Here is a 22,816-nt window from a genome sequence, read left to right as displayed (position 1 = left end):
GCAAATGAGCAAACCACCGCTGTGGCTCGACGAGCCCGATGCCCCGCGCACCCGGCCGGCCCTGACCCGCGAGCGCGTCGTCGAGGCCGCGATCGCCCTCGCCGACGAGGAGGCAGACGGCCAGATCACCATGCGCACCCTGGCCGAACGGCTCGGCGTGCGCAGCCCGATGGCCCTGTACCGATACGTCGGCAGCAAGGACGGGCTCGCCGATCTGATGGCCGATCACGTCTACGGCCGGTTCACCGTCGCTACCGGCCAAGGCTGGCGGCCGGCGCTGCGCGAGCTGGGAGACAGCGGCTGGCAGTCCGTCCAGCGCCACCCCTGGTTTGCGCGCCTCGCCTTCGCCCGCCCCCCGCTCGGACCCAACGCCCTCGCACTGTACGAAGCCGCGCTCGCCGAGCTCGACCCGCTCGATCTGCCCGCCTCGACCCGGATGGGCTTCGTCAACACCGTGCTCGGACACGTCCTCGGCTCCGGGCTCGCCCTCCTCGAAGAGCAGTCGATGCGCCGCCGCACCGGCGTGGAAAGCGAATCAGAGCTCTCTGACGCCGCGACCCCCTACCTCGCCCGCATCGCCGCCGACGGCAAGCACCCCCATTTCAGCCGCTGGGCCGCCGACCCGCGGCGCCACGATGCCGCTCCGCAAGACTTCGAGACCATCCTCGAGTGGCTGCTCGACGGCCTCGACACGCTCGCGCACCCCACGCCTCGCGCATGAATCAGTGGTGATCCGACCGATTCCTTTTCCGATCTCGGCGAGTCTGCCTAAGTGAAGGATCATGACGTGCTGGAATGAGAGGATCGGCGAAAATGCGGACGAACACCGAGACGGGCGTGGAGCTGGCGACGGCTCTGCAGAGCACACTGGGCATTCTGCGCACGGTCACCCGCGACGAACTGGCCAAACCCACGCCGTGCGCGGCCTGGGACGTGCACGCGCTCATCAACCATTTCATCGGCACGGCTCGCTGGTGGGCGCCGATGGTCACCGGCGACGACGCGGCCGGGGCCGCCGAGGACTTCGCCGCCGGTGACTTCGTGGCCGCCTACGAGGAGAGCATCCGGATCGCGCTCGAAGCCTTCGAAGCGCCCGGAACGCTCGAGCGGACGGTGCAGCTGCCGTTCGGCACGTTCTCGGGCGCGGAGGTCGCGGGCTTCGCGGCCACCGACCAGTTCGTGCACGGCTGGGACCTCGCCCACGCTCTCGGGCAGGACACCGATCTCGTTCCCGATCTCGCCGAGTCGCTGCTCAGCTTGGCGAAAACCGGTGCCGTCGACTCGCTGCGCGGGCCCGCGGACGACCCCGAGGTCCTGTTCGGGCCGGCCCTCGATGCCCCGGCCGACGCGTGCGCGGCGGACCGGCTCGCCGCATACTTCGGGCGCAGAGTGTAGGTCGCAGAATGTAGGTCGCGAGGAAGGAGCGTCTTGCGTGGCGGGGACCGAGGATTTCGTCCGGCAGACCGAGCCGTACCGCCGTGAGCTGCTCGCTCACTGCTACCGCATGCTCGGCTCCGTCTTCGATGCCGAGGATCTCGTCCAGGAGACGTACCTGCGCGCGTGGCGCCACTTCGACGGCTTCGACGGCCGCTCCTCGGTGCGGACCTGGCTCTACCGGATCGCGACGAACGGCTGTCTGACCGCGTTGGCCAAACGGGAGCGGGCAGCTCGTCGAGTGCTGCCGTCCGGCCTGGGGGCACCGGACGGCGACCCGGAGACCGCGGTGATCGAGCCGGATCCGGCCGAACCGTGGCTCGAGCCGATCCCGGGCGCGTGGGTCGCATCCGAGTCCGGCGACCCAGCGGCCGTGGTCGCCGGACGCGCCGGGGTGCGGCTGGCACTGGTCGCCGGCCTGCAGCTGCTGCCACCGAGGCAGCGGGCCGTCCTGGTCCTCCGGGATGTGCTGGCGTTCCCCGCCGAAGAGGTCGCGCAGATGCTCGGGACGACCACGGCGTCGGTCAAGAGCGCCCTCCAGCGCGCCCGGGCCACGCTCAAGGACCAGGCGCCGACGGTCGAGGAGATCCGCGAGCCGACCGAGCCAGAGGCCAAAGCGGTGCTCGACGACTACATCAAGGCGTTCGAGGCCGCTGACGCGCAGCGCTTGGCGCAGCTCCTGCTGAAGGACGCCACGATAGAGGCGCCGCCCATGCGCGCCTGGTTCAGCGGCGTCGCCACCTGCCTGCCGGTCCTGCGCGACCGCGTACTCGGCGAGCCCGGCCGGTGGCGCATGTTCCCCGTGCCCGGCGGCGCGAGCGGCGGGGTCGCGGCGGCGGCCTACGTGCGGGATGAGACCGGCACATACCGGCCCTACGGCATCGTCGTGCTCGAAGTGACCGGCGGCGGCGTCAGCCGGATCGTCTCGTTCGGCAAGCCAGAGCTTCTTGCCGTTTTCGGCTTCGCGGACGCGCTCGAATCGGAGTGATCGGCGGATCTCGAGGGCATCCGGCCCCGCCGCGGATGCAACGGCGAAATCGGGGCACCGTGGCCCCATGGCCCTACACCGAAGCGAACGAATCCTGGTCGGCACGGCGGGCTGGGCGGACCGCGACCTGGTGGCTTCCGGCTGGTATCCGCCGCAGACGCGGACGGCCGCAGCACGCTTGGCCTACTACGCCGAACGGTTCCCGCTGGTCGAGGTCGACATGTCCTATTACGCCATTCCCACGGCGGCGACCGTGTCGGGCTGGGTGGAGGCGACCGACGACCTCATCATGGACGTCAAGGCCTTCCGCCTCTTGACCGGCCACTCCACGCCGATCGCCTCGCTGCCGCCGCAGCTGCGGGCCGAGGCTCCGAGACCCGCCCTGACCGGCCGCAATGCTCCAGAGGCACTGCTGCGCGGCGCATGGCAGCACTTCCGCGACGGCCTCGAACCGCTCCGCGCGGCCGGCCGGCTGGGGCGCGTCCTGCTGCGGTTTCCAGCGTCGGTGATGGCGGGCGAGCCCGGCGTGACGCAGGTGGCGAAGGCGCTCGAGCTGTGTCGGCCACTGCCCGCCGCCGTGGAGTTCCGCCACGCGTCCTGGCTCCATCCGGAGCGGCGCGCCCAGACCCTGGATCTTCTCGCTGATCACGACGCGGCGTACGTCTGCGTAGACATGCCCCAGCACTCGGCCTGCGCGATGCCGCCGGACCTCGAGGTGACCGCGCCCACGGCCGTCATCCGGCTGCACGGGCGCAGCAGGCACTGGATCGACGGCGACAAGCGCGAACGCTACCGGTACGACTACACGCCCGCTGAGACCGAACAGTGGTCGCGCAACGCCCGCCTGCTGACCCAGCAGGCCCACGAGGTGCACGTGATCGTCAACACGTGCTGTGCGGGCACCGCGCAACGTACGGCTGCGGGCCTGCAGGCGTCCCTGCGCTCGGCTGCCGTATCCGGATAACGGAATGTCCGGCCGTGGAATCCGGCTGGGCGGACCCGGAAGCTGAGAGCAGCCGAAAGGTTCGGCCCGGCTCTGGCGGCGGGCTCGTCCGAGGATCAAGCTGAACATGAAGAGCCATGGAAGCAGGTGAGCGCCATGCGCACTCGGTTCCGTCCGAACGCCCAGCTCGTCGCGCGGATGAGCGTGACGATGTTCCTACTCGGGCTGTTGTACGTCGGCTTCGCGGTAGCCCTCATCGTGCTGCTCAAATCCCTCGCGCTGATCATCGTGATCCTCGCCGCGCTGCTGGTGGTGCAGTACTGGTACTCCGACAAGATCGCATTGGCCGCCCTGCACGGCCACGAGGTGAGCGAGGCCGAGGCGCCCCAGGTGCACGCGATCGTCGACCGGCTGTGCGCGTCGGCGGATCTGCCCAAACCGCGGGTGGCGATCGCCGACCTCGACATGCCGAACGCCTTCGCGACCGGCCGGAACGCGAAGCACGCGGTCGTGTGCGTGTCCACCGGGCTGATCCGCCGGCTTGACGAGCCGGAGCTCGAAGGGGTCATCGCGCACGAGCTGACCCACGTGGCCCACCGGGACGTCGTGGTGATCACGGTCGCCTCGTTCCTCGGTGTGCTCGCCGGCCTGCTGATGCGCGCCGCGCTCTTCTCGCAGCTGTTCGGCGGGCGGCAGCGCGACCAGAACACGGTGCTGATCTTCGCCGCGATCGCGGCCGTGTCCGCGGCGGTCTACGCGATCAGCTACGTGCTGATCCGGACCCTCTCGCGGTATCGGGAGCTCGCGGCGGACCACGACGGCGCCCTGCTCACCGGCCGCCCCTCGGCGCTGGCATCGGCGCTGGTCAAGGTCTCCGGCGAGCAGTCCCGGATCCCGTCCCGGGACCTGCGCGGCGCCCAGGCGTTCAACGCGTTCTTCTTCTCCCCCGTCGGCGCGCAGTGGACCCTCTTCTCGACCCACCCGAGCCTGCAGCGGCGCCTGGAGGAGCTGGAAAAGATCGCCGCCCAGCTCGGCGACCAGAACTGGTCCCTGCCGCGGTCCTGACCGCCGAAGGCGCGGCGACGCGCCGCGACGGACGACGCGGCGATCCCCGGCGTCGCGCGGGCCGGACGCTAGGCTCTGGCGTGTCACAGTACGCATACCAGAGGGTTGTCGTCGTCGGAGCGCCCCGGCACGGCCCGGCGCGGAGGTCGCGGCCGCCCCGGAAAGGCCGCCATGGCGCAGAGAACAGAGTCCGACCCGTCGGGACCGGTGCCGCTCAGCCGGCGCCGACTGCTGGTGGCGGGAGGACTCGGCGCCGCGTCCGTCACCGCCCTCGACACGCTGATCGGCGCGTCGCCCGCGGCGGCCTCGGTCGTCCGGCCGCAGACTCCGCTGCCGGGCAGGGAGATCCCCAAGTACCTCGACGCGCTGCCGACGTTCAGCGGAAAGCGCGTCGGCGCGGCCTCGATGACGACCTCGTTCGTCGAGTTCCCGCAGAAGGTGCTGCCGGCCTGCGTCTATCCGGAGCACTGCGCGGAGGGCACCTGGGTGTGGGGCTACCAGGTAGCGGACCGGCCGGCGAGCTGGCCGGGCTGCACCGTCGAGGCCTGGGAGGACCGGCCCACCACCGTCCGCTACGTCAACAAGCTGCCCGGGCGCAACGGCGGATCCCGGGTCGCGCCGCTGCTCACCGTCGACCAGACGCTGCACTGGGCTGATCCGCTGCACGAGATGAACTCGTTCAAGCCCTATCGCGGCCCGATTCCGGCGGTCGCGCATCTGCACGGCGGCGAAGTGCCCTCCGGCGACGACGGCGGACCGCAGGCCTGGTTCACCGCGAACGGCCTGCGCGGACCCGCGTACGCGAGCTACCGCCCGACCGACCGGAACGCGGCGGTCTACCGGTACCCCAACGCCCAGCCCGCGACCGCGCTGTGGTTCCACGACCACGCCCTCGGCGTCACCCGGCTCAACGTGTACGCCGGGCTCGCCGCGTTCTACCTGGTCCGCGACCGCTACGACACCGGGCGCCCGGACAACCCGCTCGGGCTGCCGGCCGACCCGTACGAGATCGAGATCGCGATCCAGGACCGGCAGTTCGACACCGACGGCCAGCTGCTCTTCCCGGACGGCTCGACCGCGGCCTCGGAGACCTTGGTCGGCCTGCCTCCGAACCCGCGCGCGCACCCGTACTGGATCCCCGCCTTCCTCGGCGACGCGATGGTGGTCAACGGCCGGACCTGGCCGGTGCTGCGGGTCGAGCCGCGGCGCTACCGCTTCCGCGTCCTGAACGGGTGCAACGGCCGCTACCTGTCCATGAACCTGACCGAGGCGCGCTACGCGAACGGGTATTCGGCGCCGTCCGCGGTCGCGTTCTGGCAGATCGGCACCGACGGCGGGCTGCTCGACTCCCCGGCCGAGCTCAACACCCCGGGCGGCCCGGACGCGCAGCGGCTCGTGCTCGCGCCGGCGGAACGCGCCGACCTGATCATCGACTTCTCGGCGCTAGCGGGAAAGTCGCTGGTCCTGACCAACACGGGGGTCTACGGCTACCCGATCGGCGACCCGCCGGACCCGAAACTCGACGGCCAGATCATGCGCTTCGACGTGGACCTGCCGCTCTCCGGCCGGGACAGCACGTACGACCCGTCGACCGGAGCTCCGCTGCGCGGCGGCCCCGGGCAGCCGGCGCCGATCGTGCGACTCGCCGACCCGTCCACCGGCGATCCCGCTTCCGGGCTGCCGGTGGACGGCAGGCGCCAGCTCGTGCTCAACGAGCCGGACACGGTCCCGTGCGCGCAACGGCCGGGGGACCCGGGCGGCACGCTCATCGCGCTGGTCAACAACAGCATGTGGACCGGCCTGCGGGCCGGGACCGAGCAGCCGATCCAAGGCTCGCGTCCGGACGGGTACGGCCAGGGTCTGTGGCTGACCGAGCGGCCGCGGGTGGGCTCCACCGAGGTCTGGGAGATCCTGGTCACCTCCGACTTCGCGCACCCGATGCACCTGCACCTGATCCAGTTCCAGGTGCTCAACCGGCAGGACATCGACGTGGCGGCCTACCGGCGCGCCTGGGCCAAGGAGTTCCCGGGCGGCACCTACGAAGGGCAGCTGTGTAACGGCAGCATCGGGAAGGTCGACTACAAACCGGGCGAGATCATCCCCGGCTACGGGCCGCCCCGCGACTACCTCGTCCCGAACGCCGACGGCGCGCTCGGCGGCAACCCGGCGTTCAGCCCGTACCTGACCGGCCCGCTCGTCCCGCCCAACCCGAACGAAGCGGGCTGGAAGGACACGGTGAACACCATGCCGAACCAGGTGACGCGGCTGATCGCGCGGTGGGCGCCCAGCCAGACCCCGGCCAACGGCGCCGCCCCCGGCCAGAACCGGTTCCCCTTCGATCCCACCGCGGGGCCGGGCTACGTCTGGCACTGCCACATCATCGACCACGAAGACAACGAGATGATGCGGCCGTACGCGCCGATCCGCTGATGCCGCAGTTTCACACGGCCGGGGCGCCGAGCAACTCGTAGGAAGCCGGGTTGCTCGCGCCGCCGGGCGTGGTCACGATGACGACGGCGGGGCCGGGGGCGCCGCCCGGGATCGTCGCCACGACCTCGGCATCGGAGAGCGCCACGAACGACGCCGCGACCCCGCCGATCGTCGCCGAGTGCGTCAGAGTGAGATTGGTTCCGGTGATGGTGACGGCGGTTCCGCCGCTGTCCGGGCCCTGACCGGGCGTCAGGGAGGCGATGACCGGGACCGCGAGGTAGCTGTAGAACGGGCTGCCCACCCCGGGCAGGCTCGTGCCGCCCGGCGTGGTCACCGTGACGGCCACGGTCCCGGCACCCGCGGGCGCGTGAGCCGTGATCTCGCTGTCGGAGACGACGACGATGCCCGTGGCCGCGGTGGACCCGAAGTGCACGGCCGTGACGAGGGTCAGCGCGGCGCCGGTGATGGTGACGGCGTTGCCGCCGGCGACCGGCCCCACCGCCGGAGACACCGAGAAGACGGTCGGCTGCGGGACGTAGTAGTAGAACACTCCGTTGCTGGTGCCGCCGACGGACGCGACGGTCACGGAGACCGGCGCCAGCGCCCCGGCCGGCGCCGTCGCAGAGATCTGAGTCGCGCTGACCACGGTGAACGAGGCGGAAGCCGAACCGAACAGCACCGCCGTCGCCCCGGTGAACCCCGTCCCGGTGATCGTCACCGTGTTCCCGCCCGCGCCCGGACCCTGGTTCGGGCTGAGACTGCTGATGACCGGCGCCGTCACGTACGTGTAGGCCATGGCGTTGCTCGTCCCGGCCGGGGTGGCCACCGTCACGGACACCGACCCGGTGCCGGCCGGCGCCGTCGCGGAGATCTGGGTCGCGCTGACGACGGTGTACGAGGCCGAGGCCGATCCGAACCTCACCGCGGTGACCCCGGTGAACCCGGTCCCGGTGATCGTCACCGTGTTGCCGCCCGCGCTCGGACCTTGGTTCGGGCTGATGCTGCTGATGACCGGCGCCATGACGCGGAAATCCTTCCGACTGCGGGAACATGCCTTCCGTGAATGTCCAGGTATGGAGTGGACGCGGCGAAGGCGGTGATCGAACTGCTTTCAGTAACCCGCTTGGACCAGCGTGCCGCAAGATTCCTGACTCCGAACCACTCTTTCGGGTCTGTGATTCCGGACGCGATCAATCCCACCACCTGCACACTTCGCTCGAAAAGGTGATTCCGGGTCAGGAAGATTGCGATGCGCTGGTCCGAGCGGGTTACTGACCCTACGAGCTGCACACCTGCTGAGCGCAAGGAACCATGCACATGCCGATTTCGCCGAACCAGGGATCGACCAGCGGCGGGACCACCGTCACCATCACCGGCGTCAACCTCTCCAACGCGACCTCAGTGACCTTCGGCACCAATCCGGCCACCATCACCGCGAACACGCCCACCGCCATCACCGTGATCGCGCCCGCGGGCGGCGGCGCGGTCGATGTGACGGTCACCACCGCGGGCGGCACCAGCAACCCGCTGCCGTTCTACTACATCGGGGCGCCGTTCAAGTCGCGGCTCAGCTCGGGCTCCGGTCCGATCGCGGGCGGCAACACCCTCACCCTCAGCGGCTTCGGCCTGTCCACCACCGAGAGCGTGACGTTCGGGGCCAACGCCGGGGACCCGACCGTGGTCTCCGACGGCCTCGTCAGCGTGATCGTCCCGGCGGGCACCGGCGCGGGATCGGTCGGCGTCACGGTCACCACCTCCGGCGGCAGCGCGACGCTCGTCGGCGGCTTCACCTACACCGCCGCCCCCGGAATCTGATCAGACCATCCCATCGCGCCGGGGCAGAGCACGCCTCTGCCCCGGCGCCGTCCTTCTCAGCGTCCGATGGAAGCGCCGGCTCCGTTGCCGACACCGCCGATGCGGCCGTCGTTGTAGATGTCGCCCGCATTACCGACATTGCCGACGTTCTGGACCGTCAGGTCGATCAGGCCGTTGCAGAACAGCAGGCAGAGGCCCGCCGAAGGGGTGGACGGCTCAGTCGCCTCCGTCACCTGCACCGTGGTGGTGTTGTTGGAGGCGTCGCAGTTGTCATTGCCGTTGTACGCGGCGGTGATCGTGTGCGTCCCGGTGGTGCTGAAGCTGGTCGAGTACGAAGCCGAGCCGTCCGCCGCCACGGGAACGGTGGTCAGCTCGTCCCCGCCGTCGAAGAACGTCATGCCGAGGCCGCCGCTCAGGTCTCCCGTGCAGGAGACCATCGCCGTCAGCGCCACCGACTGCCCGGTGGTCGCCGACGAAGGCGACGCCTGGACCGTGGTCGAGGACGACACCGCCGCCACGGCCGGCGACGCGAACGCGAGCACGGCCAGCACCGCGCAAGCCGACGCCGCCCGCAAATTCCGTTTCTGCCCGTTTAGCACGGTTGCCCACTCCTCGGTCGTCAGGAACCCTCGGCGCTGTGGCCGCATGCCCCACCACGATGCGGGCTCCCGCCGCGTTTCCGAGACCGCACGGCCCGAGCCGGTCCGGCCATCTCAGGGATTTCACTCGTTCGGGCCCAGCCCGTCGCCCGGGCGCGCGGCCGGGCCGGCCCGCCGAAACGGCGTCCGGCAGGCGCGGGCGCCGGCGCTTTTTGGCGGTTCCCCACAAAGAGCGGCCCCAGGCCTGCTCCACCCCGACATGCCCAGACGTAGGGCGATCCGGGACAATGGTCTCGGCAGGGGACCGGCACGATACGGTTCCCGTTTGTGCTTTGACTCCTTGGAAAGGCTTGCTGCGGTGTTCAATCGGGTCGCCATCGTCAACAGAGGAGAGGCCGCGATGCGGCTGATCCACGCCGTCCGAGACCTCGCGGCGCAGACGGGCGCGCCGATCGAGACGGTCGCCCTGTACACGGACGTCGACCGCACCGCCACCTTCGTGCGCGAGGCGGACCTCGCCTACGACCTCGGCCGCGCCGCCGCCCGCCCGTACCTCGACCTCGAGGTGCTCGAGCGCGCGCTGATCGAGTCAGGCGCCGACGCGGCGTGGGTCGGCTGGGGCTTCGTCGCCGAGGACCCGGCGTTCGCGGAGCTGTGCGATCGGATCGGGGTGACCTTCATCGGCCCGAGCGCGGACGCGATGCGCAAGCTCGGCGACAAGATCGGCGCGAAGCTCATCGCCGAGGAGGTCGGCGTGCCGGTGGCGCCGTGGAGCCGCGGCGCGGTCGCGGACCTCGACGCGGCGGTGCGCGCGGCCGGCGAGATCGGCTACCCGCTGATGCTCAAGGCGACCGCGGGCGGCGGCGGGCGCGGCATCCGCGTGATCACCAACGAGGCCGAGCTGGTCGACGCCTACCACCGCACCAGCCTGGAGGCCGAGCGGGCCTTCGGCAGCGGCGTCGTCTTCCTCGAGCGGCTGGTCACCGGCGCGCGGCACGTCGAGGTGCAGGTGATCGCGGACGGCCAGGGCACCGCGTGGGCGCTCGGCGTGCGCGACTGCTCGGTGCAGCGGCGCAACCAGAAGGTGATCGAGGAGTCGGCCTCCCCGGTGCTCAGCCCCGAGCAGGCCCAGGAGCTCAAGACCTCGGCCGAGCGGCTCGCGATCGCGGTCGGCTACTGCGGCGCGGCCACCGTCGAGTTCCTCTACCACCCCGGCGACCGGCTCTTCGCCTTCCTCGAGGTCAACACCCGGCTGCAGGTGGAGCACCCGATCACCGAGTCGACCACCGGCGTCGACCTGGTCAAGCTGCAGCTGCACGTCGCCTCCGGCGGCAAGCTCGCCGGCGAGCCGCCGGCCGAGCGCGGGCACGCGGTCGAGGCGCGGCTGAACGCCGAGGACCCGGACCGCGACTTCGCCCCCTCCCCCGGCCGGATCGCCCGGCTCGACCTGCCCGCCGGCCCCGGCATCCGGGTGGACACGGGCGTGAGCGAGGGCGACACCATCCCGGCCGAGTTCGACTCGATGATCGCGAAGATCATCGCCTACGGCCGGGACCGCGACGAGGCGCTCGGCCGCCTGCGCCGCGCCATGGCGCAGACCACGGTGATCATCGAGGGCGGCGCGACCAACAAGAGCTTCGTGCTCGACCTGCTCGACGAGCCCGAGGTGATCGACGCCAGCGCGGACACCGGCTGGATCGACCGGGTGCGCGGCGAGGGCCGCCTGGTCTCGCACCGGCACTCCGCCGTCGCGCTCGCCGCGGCCGCGATCGAGGCCTACGAGGAGCAGGAGCGGATCGAGCGGGACCGGCTGCTCTCGACCGCGTTCGGCGGACGCCCGCAGGTGGCGCACGTGGGCGGCCGGCCGCTCGAGCTGATGCTGCGCGGCGCGAGCTACCAGGTGAAGGTGGCCCGGGTCGGCGCCCGCCGGTTCCGGATCGGCATCGAGGCCGGCACGCAGACGCACACCGCGGACGTCGAGCTCGACCGCTTCGACCGGCACACCGGCCAGATCATCGTCAACGGCACCCGGTTCCGCCTGGTCACCGGCACGCACGGACCGGTCTGCCTGGTCGAGGTGGACGGCGTGGCGCACCGGGTCAGCCGCGGCGAGGGCGGCGTGGTGCGCTCGCCCGCCCGCGCGCTCGTGGTCGCGGTGCCGGTGTCGGTCGGCGCCGAGGTCGAGGCCGGCACCCCGCTCGTGGTGCTGGAGAGCATGAAGATGGAGACGGTGCTGCGCGCGCCGTTCCGGGCACGGCTGAAGGACTGCTCGGTGTCCGTCGGCGGCCAGGTCGAGACCGGCACGGAGCTGCTGCGGCTCGAGCCGCTGGCCGAGGAGGGCGAGCAGGACGCCGCGCCGGAGGCCGCCGAGAGCGTGCCGCTCGAACTGCCCGCGGGCACCGGCAACGTGCCGGCCCAGGAGCGGGCGCTGCGCGGACAGCAGGACATCCGCAGTCTGCTGCTCGGCTTCGACGTCGACCCGCACGACGAGAGCCGGGTGCTGGCCGACTACCTCTCCGCTCGCGCCGAGCTGGCCGAGGCCGGCAAGCGACCGCTGGCCGAGGAGATCGAGCTGCTCTCGCTGTTCGCCGACCTGTCCGAGCTCAGCCGCAACAAGCAGGCGGGCGACGAGGGCGGCATGGAGAACCGGGTGCACAGCGCCCGCGAGTACTTCCACACCTACCTGCAGTACCTCGACGCGGAGCGCGCCGGGCTGTCCGAGGTGTTCAAGGCCCGCCTGGCCAAGGCGCTCGGCCACTACGGCATCGCCGACCTCGAGCGCACGGCGGAGCTGGAAGAGGCCGTGTTCCGGATCTTCCTCGCGCTGCAGCGGGCGTCCTCCGACGCCGCGGCCGTCACCGCGCTGCTGCGGGAGTGGCTGCGCGAGGCGCCGCCCGCCGCGGAGACGCTGTACGAGCAGGCCGGCCTCGTGCTCGAGCGCCTGATCGCGGCGACCCAGGTGCGCTTCCCGGTGGTCTCCGACCTCGCCCGCGGGGTGGTGTTCGGCTGGTTCGGCCAGCCGCTGCTGCGCCGCAACCGGGCCCGCGTCTACGCCGAGGTGCGCCGGCACCTGCGCCACCTCGACGCGAACCCGCAGTCGCCGGACCGGGACGAGCGGATCGCCGCGATGGTCGGCAGCACCGAGCCGCTGGTGCGCCTGCTCAGCCGGCGCCTCGGCCGCGACGGCCTCGAGGCCACGCTGGACCACGCGCCCATGCTCGAGGTGCTGACCCGGCGTTACTACGGCAACAAGGGCCTGGTCGCGGTGCGCACCACCGACGCGGCCGGGTGCCGCTTCGTGGTCGCCGAGCGGGCCGGCTCCCGGATCGTCTCGACCGCGGTCGGCTTCGACGAGTTCGGCGACGCGCTGCGCGGCCTGGCCACGGTCGCGGCCGACAGCCCGGACGAGGTCGACGCGGACGTCTACCTGGCCTGGGAGAAGCAGCCGGAGGACTCCGACGCGCTGGCCGAGGCCCTGCACGCGGTGATCGACGGGCAGCCGCTGCCCGGCCAGGTGCGCCGGCTGACCGCCACCGTCGCGGGCAGCCACGGCGCGGTGATGCACCATCACTTCACCTTCCGCCCGGCCGAGGGCGCGATGGCCGAGGAGCGGCTGATCCGCGGCCTGCACCCGTACATCGCCCAGCGGATGCAGCTCGAGCGGCTGCGCGCGTTCGACCTGACCCGGCTGCCGTCCTCGGACGAGGAGGTCTACCTCTTCCGCTGCGTGGCCAAGGAGAACCAGGACGACGACAGGCTGGTCGCGTTCGCGCAGGTCCGGGACCTGACCGAGCTGCGGGACCACGAGGGCCGGCTGGCCGCGCTGCCGACCGCCGAGGACACCGTGGCCGCGTGCCTGGACTCGATCCGGCGGGCGCAGTCGCGCCGGCCGGCGAAGAACCGCTTCCCCACCAACCGGATCGTGATCTACGTCTGGCCGCCGATCGAGATCACCCGGGCGGAGCTGGAGACGATCGCCGCGCGGGTCATGCCGACCACGGCGGGCGCCGGGCTCGAGGAGATCGAGTTCATCGCCCGCCAGCGGGACCCGGAGACCGGCGCGCTGGCGAAGGTCGCTGTGCGCTTCACCTTCGACGCCACCGGCGGCAGCCGGCTGACCATCGGCGAGCCGTCCGAGGAGCAGGTCGAGCCGCTCGACGGCTACCGGCTCAAGGTGCTGCGCGCCAGCAGCCGCAACACCGTCTACCCGTACGAGCTGACCGGCCTGCTCGGCGAGTTCGCCGAGTACGACCTCGACGCCGAGAACGCGCTCGTCCCGGTGGACCGGCCGAAGGGCCGCAACAGCGCGGCGATCGTGGCCGGCGTTGTGCGCACGCCGACCGAGCGCTACCCCGAGGGCGTGAGCCGGGTGCTGCTGCTCGGCGACCCGACCAAGGCGCTCGGCGCGCTCTCCGAGCCGGAGTGCCGCCGGATCATCGCGGCGCTCGACCTGGCCGAGCAGATGCGCGTGCCGCTGGAGTGGTACGCGCTCTCGGCCGGCGCCCGGATCTCGATGGAGTCGGGCACCGAGAACATGGACTGGGTCGCCGCCGCGCTCAAGCGGATCGTCGAGTTCACCCAGGACGGCGGCGAGATCAACATCGTGGTGGCCGGGATCAACGTCGGGGCGCAGCCGTACTGGAACGCCGAGGCGACGATGCTCATGCACACCAAGGGAATCCTGGTCATGACGCCGGACTCCGCGATGGTGCTGACGGGCAAGCAGTCGCTGGACTTCTCCGGCGGCGTGTCGGCCGAGGACAACTTCGGCATCGGCGGCTACGACCGGATTATGGGCCCGAACGGCCAGGCGCAGTACTGGGCCGCGGACCTGGCCGGTGCGCGCGACGTGCTGATGGCGCATTACGACCACGCCTACATCGCGCCGGGCGAGCAGGCCCCGCGGCGGGCGGTCACCAGCGACCCGTTCGACCGGGACGTCTCGAGCTTCCCGCACAGCTCGCCGGACAGCGACTTCACCACGGTCGGCGAGATCTTCTCGGCGCAGGCCAACCCGGACCGCAAGAAGCCGTTCGACATCCGCACCGTGATGCGCGCGGTGGCCGACCAGGACCACGCGGTGCTCGAGCGCTGGGCGGGCATGGCCGAGGCGGACACCGCGGTCGTCCAGGACGTGCACCTCGGCGGGATCCCGGTGTGCCTGCTTGGCGTCGAGTCGCGCTCGGTGGCGCGGCGCGGCTTCCCGCCCACCGACGGCCCGGACACCTACACCTCGGGCACGCTCTTCCCGCAGTCCTCGAAGAAGGCGGCGCGGGCGATCAACGCGGCCAGCGGCAACCGGCCGCTGGTGGTGCTGGCGAACCTCTCCGGGTTCGACGGCTCGCCGGAGTCACTGCGCAAGCTGCAGCTGGAGTACGGCGCCGAGATCGGCCGGGCGATCGTCAACTTCCGCGGCCCGATCGTGTTCTGCGTCATCTCGCGCTACCACGGCGGCGCGTTCGTGGTCTTCTCGAAGACGCTGAACCCGAACATGACCGTGCTCGCCCTCGAGGGCTCGTTCGCCTCCGTGCTCGGCGGCGCCCCCGCGGCGGCCGTGGTGTTCACCGCGGACGTCAACGCCCGTACGGCGAACGACCCGCGCATCCGCGAGCTCGAGGCCTGGGTGGCCGCGTCGGCGGGCGCCGAGCGCGCCACGCTGGCCGCCGAGCTCGACGAGACGCGCGCGTCGGTGCGCACGGAGAAGCTCACCGAGGTGGCCACCGAGTTCGACCGCGTGCACAACATCCAGCGCGCGGTGGAAGTCGGCTCGGTCGACGCCGTCATCAGCGCCGCGGAGCTGCGTCCGCGCATCATCGAGGCGATCGAGTCTCGCCTGGGCTAGCCGGCCAAGGACGGGCGCGCGTGCCGGCAGTCGTGCCGTCATGCGCGCCCGTTCGCGTGCATCCAGGAGAAGACGTCGCAGTAGGTCGCGCCGTCGGGCAGGTGACCGCCCTCGTAACCGTGATCCTCCGCGCCCGGGACATGCGTCAGAAGCCATGCGGCGTGCACGTTCGGGACGTTCGTGTCGCGTGAGCCGTGCCAGCTCCCGACCGGGCACACGATCGCGTCCAGGTCGAATCCCCACGGGTGCACGAAGGCGACCGAGTCGTCGACCCAACCGTCGTGACTCTCGACGAAGGTCGCGTTCAACCGCATCATCGCGGCCGGGTCCGAAATCGCCGGGCCGGGACGCGGGCTGCTCGCCGGCGCGTGCGGATCCGGCGGGAACTCGGGGCCGCCGGCGTCGATCCCGTCCATGATCCCGCGGGCCACGTCCTCGATGTGCGGGCGCAGCGCGGCTTCTCCGAGCGCCGCGAGCCGCGATCCCTTGCTCAGCCCGGGTCGATCGAGATCGGACACGTCGGTCGGGCTGATCCCGGAGACCACCGCGCAGCAGGTCACCCGATGCGCCAGCAGAGCCGCGCAGGCCAGAGCGTGCGGGCCACCGCCGGAGCCGCCGAACACGGCGAACCGGGACCACCCCTGGGCATCGGCCAGGAGCAGAGCGTCCTCCGCCGCGTCCGCGACCCGCCGCCCGGCCCAGCGCGTCGATCCGCCGTACCCGGGCCGGTCGAACACCAGCACGCGCAGGCCGCTTCGCGTCATCGCCGCGGCCAGATCAGGGTGCTTCCAGCGCGTGCCCGGTGATCCGCTGTGAAAGATCGCGGGCGCCCCGTCCGGCGGGCCATAGAAGCAGTAATTCAGCACCCTGCCGTTCGGCGTGACCAGCTCGTGCGTCGCCCAAGACGACTGATCCCGGCCGGCGTTCGTCATCGGCTCGCTCCCTCGACGTAGACATAGACGTGGACGGTGGACGTGCAGGTGCTTTTACTGCCCTGGTACTGGCCGAGACTCGTCAGCACTCTGCATTTGCCGTGCTTGGCTCTGACCTTGGCGGCAACGTCGCGCACTACGGCAAGGACCGATCCGAGCAGCGCCTCGGCGCGGACCGCGGCGGCGACGGCGACGGCGACGGCGGTTGAGGCCGCCGAGCGCCATGTCGCGATAGAAGTCCGTGCCGCTTACGTCGTGGGGATGACACTAGTCGGATTGATGATCGGCTGAGTGCTCGTCGGGTGGGGGCGGGTGCTTCGCTTCGCCCACGGTTTCGTTTGCCCACCCAGCCCACCCGTTGCGTGGGTGGGGCGGCCTGCGGCTTCAAGACGAAAATCGCCGCTGGCAGGCCCTTCCCTCGGAGAGAGATGCCGGGGTTTGTGGGGTGCTGGCGTGGCGGGGCGGGCTGTTGTTCGGGGTGGTGGGGTTGCGGGGGTGTGCTCTCTCCTCGGTCGGTCCCCGGAGGCAATCAGGGACCTGCCGGGAGGTCAAGCGGCGGCGGCCTGCGCTGGTGGTGGATTGTGTATGGCGCCGCTTGACCTCCCGGCAGAACCCTGATCGGGCTTCGCCTGCCCGACCGAGGAGAGAGCCCACCCCCTGGGGAGTGGTGCGAGCTGCGCTCGGGCCCGGGTCCCATCCCGTGGCCCGGTCGCGCTCGATCCGGAAGAATCCTGCACCGCTCGTATGCGGCCGCTTCTCTTCGACTGCGTGGTCCGGGAGCCGTGCGGAGCAGTGTCCGGCGGCCCGGCGGCCGATACAGGATCATGCATCACCGCTCCTGGTGGACGGTGGTGTGATGCTTCGCGCAGTACAGCCGGAGGTTTCCCACTCTCGTCTCTCCGCCCTGCGCGAACGGGACGATGTGGTGGGCGTGCAGGGCGAACGTCATCGGGCGATCGCACCCGGGATAGGTGCAGTACCGGTCGCGCCACGCGAGAAACCCGCGCTGCCCGGGCGAGGCCAGACGCGCCCGCGGGTCACGATCCAGCGCGATCCCGTCGAAGGTACCCGTACACCCATCGGTCACCAGCTCATGACGCCTCGGATCACTCCGCCTCGGCAGCCGCCCCGCCGGGACCAGCGCCCCGAATACCGTGCGCGCACAGCCGGCCGGAATGTCGGCGTGCACGGCAGGATCCTTCATGCCCGCCACATGCGCGGAAGGGTCCTTCACGGCCGCCGCGTGTCCGGCAGGATTCTTCACGGCCGCCGCGGGTGCGGTCGGGTCTTGAATGGTGACGGCGAGCGCGGGCAGGGAGAAGTGGGCGTGGCGCTGCTCGGGCGGGGCATCGAGGAAGACTTGTGCGAGCCGGGTGACCGCTTCCGCGTTCATCTGCTCGGTGCTGCGCACATCCCCCGGTACGATCTCGCCGCCGTCGAACTGCCGGGTCCGGATCATCTCGGCGACCTGCAGATCGATCGCGGCCTGGAAAACGGCGCCGCGCACCGGGTCGAGCAGGATCTCACACCGGTGCATCTGACCCTCCCCGCACGTGCTGATCCGGGCGAAGGAACGCTCGCGCTCCCGTGCGTGACGCGCCTCGATCGAGCCCGGCGCGACCTGCTCCTCGAGCACCCGTACCCGTTCCAACCCGGCGCGCGCACCGCGCTCCCGGGTCACCTCGAGTGTCTTGGCGGCCTCCTCCGCGGGGTCCAGGCCCGTCGCCCGCACCGCTTTGACCGTGCGCGCCAGCGCCCGCGCGGAATCAGGCCCGATCACACCCGAGCACAGTTCCGCCTCCACTCCCGGCAGCCGGGCCAGCAGCCGGGCGTCGTGCGCGAGCGCGCGGGCCCGGCCCTCGGTCACATCCAGCACCGTCGCCAGCCACGGACCCACACCCCCACGCGCGATACCGAGCCGGTCGCCCTCACCGACCAGCGTCAGCAGCATCCCGTGCAGCGCCTGCGCCGCCCGGCCCACCTCCACGATCGCCTCACGCACCGCGTCAACCCGCCCCACATCATCCCCACCCGCCCGCGCACGCTCGAGCACCTCCCGCACCACGCGGGACATCGACGCGATCTCCACTGCCACCCCGTCCACGACACCCTCCCCTCACCGGCCCCGACATCCCCGAACACTTCTATTCTAGAGCCCGCCACTGACAAAAGGCGTGTATACGACCCTTGTAGGGCAGAAAGAATCAGGGATGTTCCCGGGAACCCGCGGACGTCCCCGGGCGTTGAAGTAAGAGATGGGAACGGTACCGCAACCGGCGATACAGGAATCTACGCGATGCAACATCCTGTATCGAGCACAGCCGAACCACCGGACACCACTCCACAAGGCTGAGCGAACCAGGAAGCCGAAGAGGAGCGTCGGTCGGGTCAGAGCGATGCAGGATTCTTCCGCACCGAACGCGACCGGGCCACCGGACGGGACCCGGGCCCGAGCGCAGCGCACACCACTCCCCAGGGGGTGGGCTCTCTCCTCGGTCGGGCAGGCGAAGCCCGATCAGGGTTCTGCCGGGAGGTCAAGCGGCGCCATGCACAATCCACCATCAACGGAAACCACCGCCGCTTGAGCTCCCGACAGGTCCCTGATTGCCTCCGGGGACCGACCGAGGAGAGAGCACACACCCGACACCCCACCACCCCGAACCCCAGCCCGCCCCGCCAACAACAGCACCCACACGAACCCGGCATCTCTCTCCGAGGGAAGGGCCCGCGCCGGAGGCAAAAGCTTGAAACCCCAGCCCACCCCGCCCACGCAACGAGTGGGCGGGGCGGACAAACGAAACCGAGGGCGACGCGAAGCACCCGCCCACACCAAGACGATCACCCAGCCGATCATCAATCCGCACCAGAGCTATGCGGGTTCCCACGCCCACACCGGGCACCGCTATGATCATCGGGTCAAATGGTGACCGGCTGCGCAGGTGTGCGTCGGCGGACTGTGACGGCGCTCACGCGCATCGGCCGCTGAACACAGGGTACGTGGACGCACCGCCCGGATCCTGCTGGGGTCCCGTGCGGCCGGCACCCGCCGTGTCGATGCGTCCAGAAAGGCTCTTCGTGCGTCCGCTCCTCCGTGCTGCGTCGGCCATCGCCGTCGTGGGCGCCCTGACCGCAGGCTGCGCGAGCGTGGGCGGGCATGGCGCCGCGGGGCCGGCCGGCTCGGCCGAACCCGCGCTTTCGAACCCGCCCGATGGGACGGCCACGGCTTCGTCCTCGGCCTCCGGTTTGGCCCCCGCCTCGTCCTCCGCCTCGTCGTCGTCCGTGCCAACGGCTCCCGGCACCGGCACGACGCAGGTCGACGCCGCGCTGCCGAATCTGGGTCCTGCGACGCTTGCCAAGATACCCGCGAACAGCCGCGAGGTCGTCGAGGTGGTCGGGGACGGGCCGAACTCGCCGGACTCCACGCTGGTGCTCTACCAGCTGACGGCGGACGGGTGGCAGGCCGGGCCGCAGTGGGCCGCCCACAACGCGCTGCACGGCTGGACCGCGCACAAGCAGCAGGGGGACCTGCGCAGTCCGATAGGCGTGTTCGGACTGACCGACGCCGGCGGGCGGGACGCGGATCCGGGCTCGAAGCTGCCCTACTACCGCTCGGCGAACTTCGTCATCGGCGGTCGCGGCTTCGAGGGCGAGCCGCTGGCCGGATCGTTCGACTACGTCATAGCGATCAACTACAACCGGAAGGCCGGGGCCTCCCCGCTCGACGACACTTACCCGCTCGGCTGGGAGAAGGGCACCGGCGTCTGGATACACGTCGACCACGGCGGTCCGACCCACGGGTGCGTGAGCATCCCGCGGGCGGACATCATCACGCTGCTCGGTCTGCTCGACCCGGCTCAGCACCCTGTCGTCGTGATGGGCGACGCCGCCGACCTGGCGCACTGAGGCCGGCCTGGTTGGCCCGGCCGGTGCGCGCTCAGCCCGAGGCGCCGCCGGTGAACCGCCAGGCGCCGAGGCGAAGGCCGGGGGCCGTCGCGGAGTTGGCGCCGTAGTTGTACGGCAGGGCGATCGCGTGGCTGCCGACGGCGAGCACGTTGCCCGGGGCGAAGGCCTCGGAGTAGGACTGGGTGAAGCGCATGTTGCGCACCGGCCGCACGATCTCGCCGTTCTCGATCAGCCAGGTGCCGTTGCGGGTCAGACCCGTCATCAGCACCCTGCGCGGGTCGAGGCAGCGCGTGTAGAAGTGGTCCGTGACGAGCAGGCCGCGCTCGACCCCGGCCACCAGCGTCTGTACCGACGAGTTCGACACCGGCCCGTCGACCTCGACCGGAGCCGGTCCGGCCGACGGCTCGAGCCGGATGTTGTTCGGCACCGGGCCGAGCCCGTTGCCGACGACGCCGGCTTCGGCTGCCGCGCGCCGGTCGTAGCCCGCAGCCCGGCTGACGCCTTCCTCGACCAGGACGAGGCGGTCGCGCGGAGTGCCTTCGTGGTCGAACGGGAGGCCGGAGGCGAAGGCCGAGACACCGTCGTCGACCAGCGTGATCGATTCGTCCATCTGCCGGCTGCCGAACTCGACGAACGACTGGTGCTCGTTGACCAGCTTGCCGTTGAACCCGTAGGCCGCGAGGCAGTAGAGCACGTCCCCGACGGCAGTCGGCTCGAGGACGACCTCGTACGTGCCCGGCTCGATCTCGACCGCGCCGTCCCACGCGCGGGCCTTGGCGGCGGCTCGCGCGCCGTGGACCGCGCCGTCGATGTCGGCGATGCGCCGCGACGCCTGGCGTGCGACGCCATCTGACAGCGACTCGGTCCGGGCGATGGCGTCGAGCGCGGCCTCCGTGCACGATCCCGACACCGCCTGCCCGGCCGAGTTCGCGTACGCGGAGGTCCAGTAGCGCGTCCGGAAGTAACCGGCCGCGCTGAGATCGCCTACGGCTTCGACGAAGTCGCGCACCCGCGAGGCCCGGTCCGCCGGCGACGCCTCGATGACGGCCTCGTCGACGCCGTGGCTCGCCGGCACCGGCAACGGCCCGATGAGCCCGGGCCAGCCCGGATCCAGCGGCGAGACCTTGGCCGCCGCGACGGTCCGTTCCACCGTCTCGGCCAGCGCGTCCGCCCCGATCAGCGTCGTGGACGCCGATGTCGTGCGGCCGTCGGTGTGGATGCGCAGCTGCACCTCGGTCGTCGTGTCGGCGACGTTCTGGTGGATGTACGAGTTGGCGAACCGGGTGAGCGCCAGCGCCACGCGGTTGACCGAGACGTCCACCTCGGCGGACGGCCCGGCCGACGCGCGCGCGAGCTCCAGCACGCGCGCGGCGAGTTCGAGCTCTGTCTGAACGCTCATCCGCGCACTCCCACTCGGACGTTGGTGAACCGGGCCGGCGCGGCCGGGTGGCCGGTGTGCCCGGTCTGGCCCGGCTGGCCCTTGCCGCAGTTGGGCGTGCCCCACGCGACGATCTCCGAGGAGAGCATGTCCATCGAGGACCAGAAGCGCGGGCCGATGCCGGTGTAGGTCGGGTTCTTCAGCATCCGGCCGAGCTTGCCGTTCTTGATCTCGTAGCCGATCTCGCAGCCGAACTGGAAGTTGAGCCGGCGGTCGTCGATCGACCAGGACCGGTTCATGTCCAGGAAGATGCCGTCGTCGGTGGCCGCGATCATCTCCTCGAGCGTGTGCGGCCCGGGCTCCAGCCCTACGTTCGTCATCCGCACCATCGGCAGCCGGGACCAGCCGTCCGACCGGACGCTGCCGCCGTAGTCGAGTCCTGCGACAGCCGCGCTCTCCCGGCCGGCCAGCACACCGGTCCAGATGCCGTTGCGCACCGCGTCGCGTTTGTGCGCCCTGGTGCCCTCGTCGTCCCAGCCGAACGAGCCCAGCGCGCCGGGGTAGGTCGGGTCGATGACGATGTTCATCAGCTCCGAGCCGTACTTGAGCCGGCCGAGCTGGGACAGGTCGAGCCAGGAGGTGCCCGCGTAGGCGGCCTCCCAACCGAGGATGCGGTCGAGTTCGATCGCGTGGCCGACCGACTCGTGGATCTGCAGCGCCATCTGCTCGCCGCCGATGATCACGGTCGTCTCGCCGGCCGGGCACTGCGGCGCCCGGGTCAGCGCCCGGGCCTCGTCGGCGATGCGCGCGGCGTGCGCGGCGACGTCCGTCTCCTCGACGAGCTCCCAGCCGCGGGTGCCGAACTGGCCGCGGCGCGAGGGATAGGAGCGCACCTGCGTCTCCCCGTCGCCGATCACGGTGGCGCTGATGGCCACACCGCACTCGCGCACGTGCTGGTCCACCCGGTGGCCCTCGGAGGAGACGAACCACTTGCGGGTGTCCCAGATGTCGTAGGAGCCGACCGCGACGTCAGCCCCCTGCTTGCGCATCTCGGCGGTCGCCGAGGTGAGCAGGTCTCCCTTGTCCGAGAGCGGCACGGCCAAGGGGTCGATCAGGCACTCGCTGGCCCAGGAGCCGACCTCGGGATCCGACGGGATGAGCGCCTCGCCGGCGCCGCGGCGGTTCGGCACGCTCGCCGAGGCCGCGGCGATCTCGGCGGCGCGCACTCCGGCCTGCCGGGCGGCGGTGTCGGCCAGGTCGGGCACGGCGTAGAACCCCCAGCAGCCCCCGACCAGCGCCCGGACCCCGACCCCGGCGTTCTCGCGCTGCGCCAGGTCCTCGACGTCGCCGTTGCGCGCGGCCATCGACTCGAACCGGCGGTGCATCACCCGGGCGTCGGCGTACGTGGCGCCGGCGGCCAGCGCCGCTTCGACGGCAGCGTCGGCGGCGTCGAAATGTGTCATGAGCCTGAGCCTATGGCATGGCTT

At 71.5% G+C, this 22,816-nt stretch carries 15 protein-coding genes; 9 read left to right on the top strand and 6 right to left on the bottom strand.

Annotation, left to right across the window (positions count from 1 at the left end):
- Positions 1–4 precede the first annotated feature (4 nt).
- From ACTRO_RS01130 to ACTRO_RS01105, 6 genes are all read left to right on the top strand, one after another.
- Positions 5–721: a TetR/AcrR family transcriptional regulator gene (locus ACTRO_RS01130; protein WP_034260548.1), complete on the top strand. Its 717-nt coding sequence runs from the start codon at positions 5–7 to the stop codon at positions 719–721.
- 92 nt (positions 722–813) lie between these two features.
- Positions 814–1,395, top strand: a complete 582-nt coding sequence (locus tag ACTRO_RS01125) for a TIGR03086 family metal-binding protein (RefSeq protein ID WP_034260546.1) — start codon at positions 814–816, stop codon at positions 1,393–1,395.
- A 37-nt stretch (positions 1,396–1,432) separates the two neighbouring features.
- Entirely contained in the window at positions 1,433–2,422 is a 990-nt protein-coding gene (locus tag ACTRO_RS01120) for a sigma-70 family RNA polymerase sigma factor (RefSeq protein ID WP_034260544.1), read from the top strand.
- 67 nt (positions 2,423–2,489) lie between these two features.
- On the top strand, positions 2,490–3,386 hold the full coding sequence (locus ACTRO_RS01115; RefSeq protein ID WP_034260542.1) for a DUF72 domain-containing protein: 897 nt from the start codon (positions 2,490–2,492) through the stop codon (positions 3,384–3,386).
- A 135-nt stretch (positions 3,387–3,521) separates the two neighbouring features.
- A complete protein-coding gene (gene htpX / locus ACTRO_RS01110; protein ID WP_034260540.1) occupies positions 3,522–4,430 on the top strand; it encodes a zinc metalloprotease HtpX in 909 nt (302 codons plus the stop codon).
- A gap of 171 nt (positions 4,431–4,601) precedes the next feature.
- Positions 4,602–6,860: a multicopper oxidase family protein gene (locus tag ACTRO_RS01105; RefSeq protein WP_051450111.1), complete on the top strand. Its 2,259-nt coding sequence runs from the start codon at positions 4,602–4,604 to the stop codon at positions 6,858–6,860.
- A gap of 10 nt (positions 6,861–6,870) precedes the next feature.
- Here the strand turns inward: ACTRO_RS01105 and ACTRO_RS01100 are convergent, their stop codons facing one another.
- Complete coding sequence (locus ACTRO_RS01100) at positions 6,871–7,881, bottom strand: IPT/TIG domain-containing protein (RefSeq protein WP_034260538.1); 1,011 nt, start codon at positions 7,879–7,881, stop codon at positions 6,871–6,873.
- A 296-nt stretch (positions 7,882–8,177) separates the two neighbouring features.
- On the opposite strand from ACTRO_RS01100, the gene ACTRO_RS01095 reads away from it, so the two are divergent.
- Positions 8,178–8,675 (top strand): IPT/TIG domain-containing protein, encoded by a 498-nt coding sequence (locus ACTRO_RS01095; RefSeq protein WP_034272462.1) that lies wholly within the window; start codon positions 8,178–8,180, stop codon positions 8,673–8,675.
- Between the two features lie 56 nt (positions 8,676–8,731).
- Here the strand turns inward: ACTRO_RS01095 and ACTRO_RS44725 are convergent, their stop codons facing one another.
- A complete protein-coding gene (locus ACTRO_RS44725; protein WP_063627907.1) occupies positions 8,732–9,226 on the bottom strand; it encodes an Ig-like domain-containing protein in 495 nt (164 codons plus the stop codon).
- Between the two features lie 406 nt (positions 9,227–9,632).
- Here ACTRO_RS44725 and ACTRO_RS01085 point away from each other — a divergent pair, with 406 nt between their 5' ends.
- Complete coding sequence (locus ACTRO_RS01085) at positions 9,633–15,116, top strand: ATP-binding protein (RefSeq protein WP_034260536.1); 5,484 nt, start codon at positions 9,633–9,635, stop codon at positions 15,114–15,116.
- 38 nt (positions 15,117–15,154) lie between these two features.
- Here ACTRO_RS01085 and ACTRO_RS01080 read toward each other — a convergent pair whose 3' ends face one another.
- On the bottom strand, positions 15,155–16,048 hold the full coding sequence (locus ACTRO_RS01080; RefSeq protein ID WP_034260534.1) for an alpha/beta fold hydrolase: 894 nt from the start codon (positions 16,046–16,048) through the stop codon (positions 15,155–15,157).
- A gap of 829 nt (positions 16,049–16,877) precedes the next feature.
- Positions 16,878–18,152 (bottom strand): HNH endonuclease signature motif containing protein, encoded by a 1,275-nt coding sequence (locus tag ACTRO_RS01075; protein ID WP_034260532.1) that lies wholly within the window; start codon positions 18,150–18,152, stop codon positions 16,878–16,880.
- 971 nt (positions 18,153–19,123) lie between these two features.
- Between ACTRO_RS01075 and ACTRO_RS01070 the strand changes: the two genes are divergently transcribed.
- Entirely contained in the window at positions 19,124–19,951 is an 828-nt protein-coding gene (locus ACTRO_RS01070; RefSeq protein ID WP_245594269.1) for a L,D-transpeptidase family protein, read from the top strand.
- Positions 19,952–19,982: 31 nt separating this feature from the next.
- On the opposite strand, the gene ACTRO_RS01065 is transcribed toward ACTRO_RS01070, so the two are convergent.
- Entirely contained in the window at positions 19,983–21,350 is a 1,368-nt protein-coding gene (locus tag ACTRO_RS01065; protein ID WP_034260530.1) for a TldD/PmbA family protein, read from the bottom strand.
- Complete coding sequence (locus tag ACTRO_RS01060) at positions 21,347–22,792, bottom strand: TldD/PmbA family protein (RefSeq protein ID WP_034260528.1); 1,446 nt, start codon at positions 22,790–22,792, stop codon at positions 21,347–21,349. The genes ACTRO_RS01065 and ACTRO_RS01060 overlap by 4 nt, the downstream gene beginning before the upstream one ends.
- Between the last annotated feature and the right edge of the window lie 24 nt (positions 22,793–22,816).

The organism is Actinospica robiniae DSM 44927 (genome assembly GCF_000504285.1).
GTDB classification, from domain to species: Bacteria; Actinomycetota; Actinomycetes; order Streptomycetales; family Catenulisporaceae; genus Actinospica; species Actinospica robiniae.
Note: the sequence above shows the minus strand (reverse complement) of the source record. Positions and strands in the feature narration are given on the sequence as shown.

Excerpts from the sequence above, each read along its gene's own strand:
- ACTRO_RS01130 (WP_034260548.1), top strand. The coding sequence starts at position 5 with ATGAGCAAACCACCGCTGTGGCTCGACGAGCCCGATGCCCCGCGCACC.
- ACTRO_RS01125 (WP_034260546.1), top strand. The coding sequence starts at position 814 with ATGCGGACGAACACCGAGACGGGCGTGGAGCTGGCGACGGCTCTGCAG.
- ACTRO_RS01115 (WP_034260542.1), top strand. The coding sequence starts at position 2,490 with ATGGCCCTACACCGAAGCGAACGAATCCTGGTCGGCACGGCGGGCTGG.
- htpX (WP_034260540.1), top strand. The coding sequence starts at position 3,522 with ATGCGCACTCGGTTCCGTCCGAACGCCCAGCTCGTCGCGCGGATGAGC.
- ACTRO_RS01105 (WP_051450111.1), top strand. The coding sequence starts at position 4,602 with ATGGCGCAGAGAACAGAGTCCGACCCGTCGGGACCGGTGCCGCTCAGC.
- ACTRO_RS01100 (WP_034260538.1), bottom strand. The coding sequence starts at position 7,881 with ATGGCGCCGGTCATCAGCAGCATCAGCCCGAACCAAGGTCCGAGCGCG.
- ACTRO_RS01095 (WP_034272462.1), top strand. The coding sequence starts at position 8,178 with ATGCCGATTTCGCCGAACCAGGGATCGACCAGCGGCGGGACCACCGTC.
- ACTRO_RS01080 (WP_034260534.1), bottom strand. The coding sequence starts at position 16,048 with ATGACGAACGCCGGCCGGGATCAGTCGTCTTGGGCGACGCACGAGCTG.
- ACTRO_RS01065 (WP_034260530.1), bottom strand. The coding sequence starts at position 21,350 with ATGAGCGTTCAGACAGAGCTCGAACTCGCCGCGCGCGTGCTGGAGCTC.
- ACTRO_RS01060 (WP_034260528.1), bottom strand. The coding sequence starts at position 22,792 with ATGACACATTTCGACGCCGCCGACGCTGCCGTCGAAGCGGCGCTGGCC.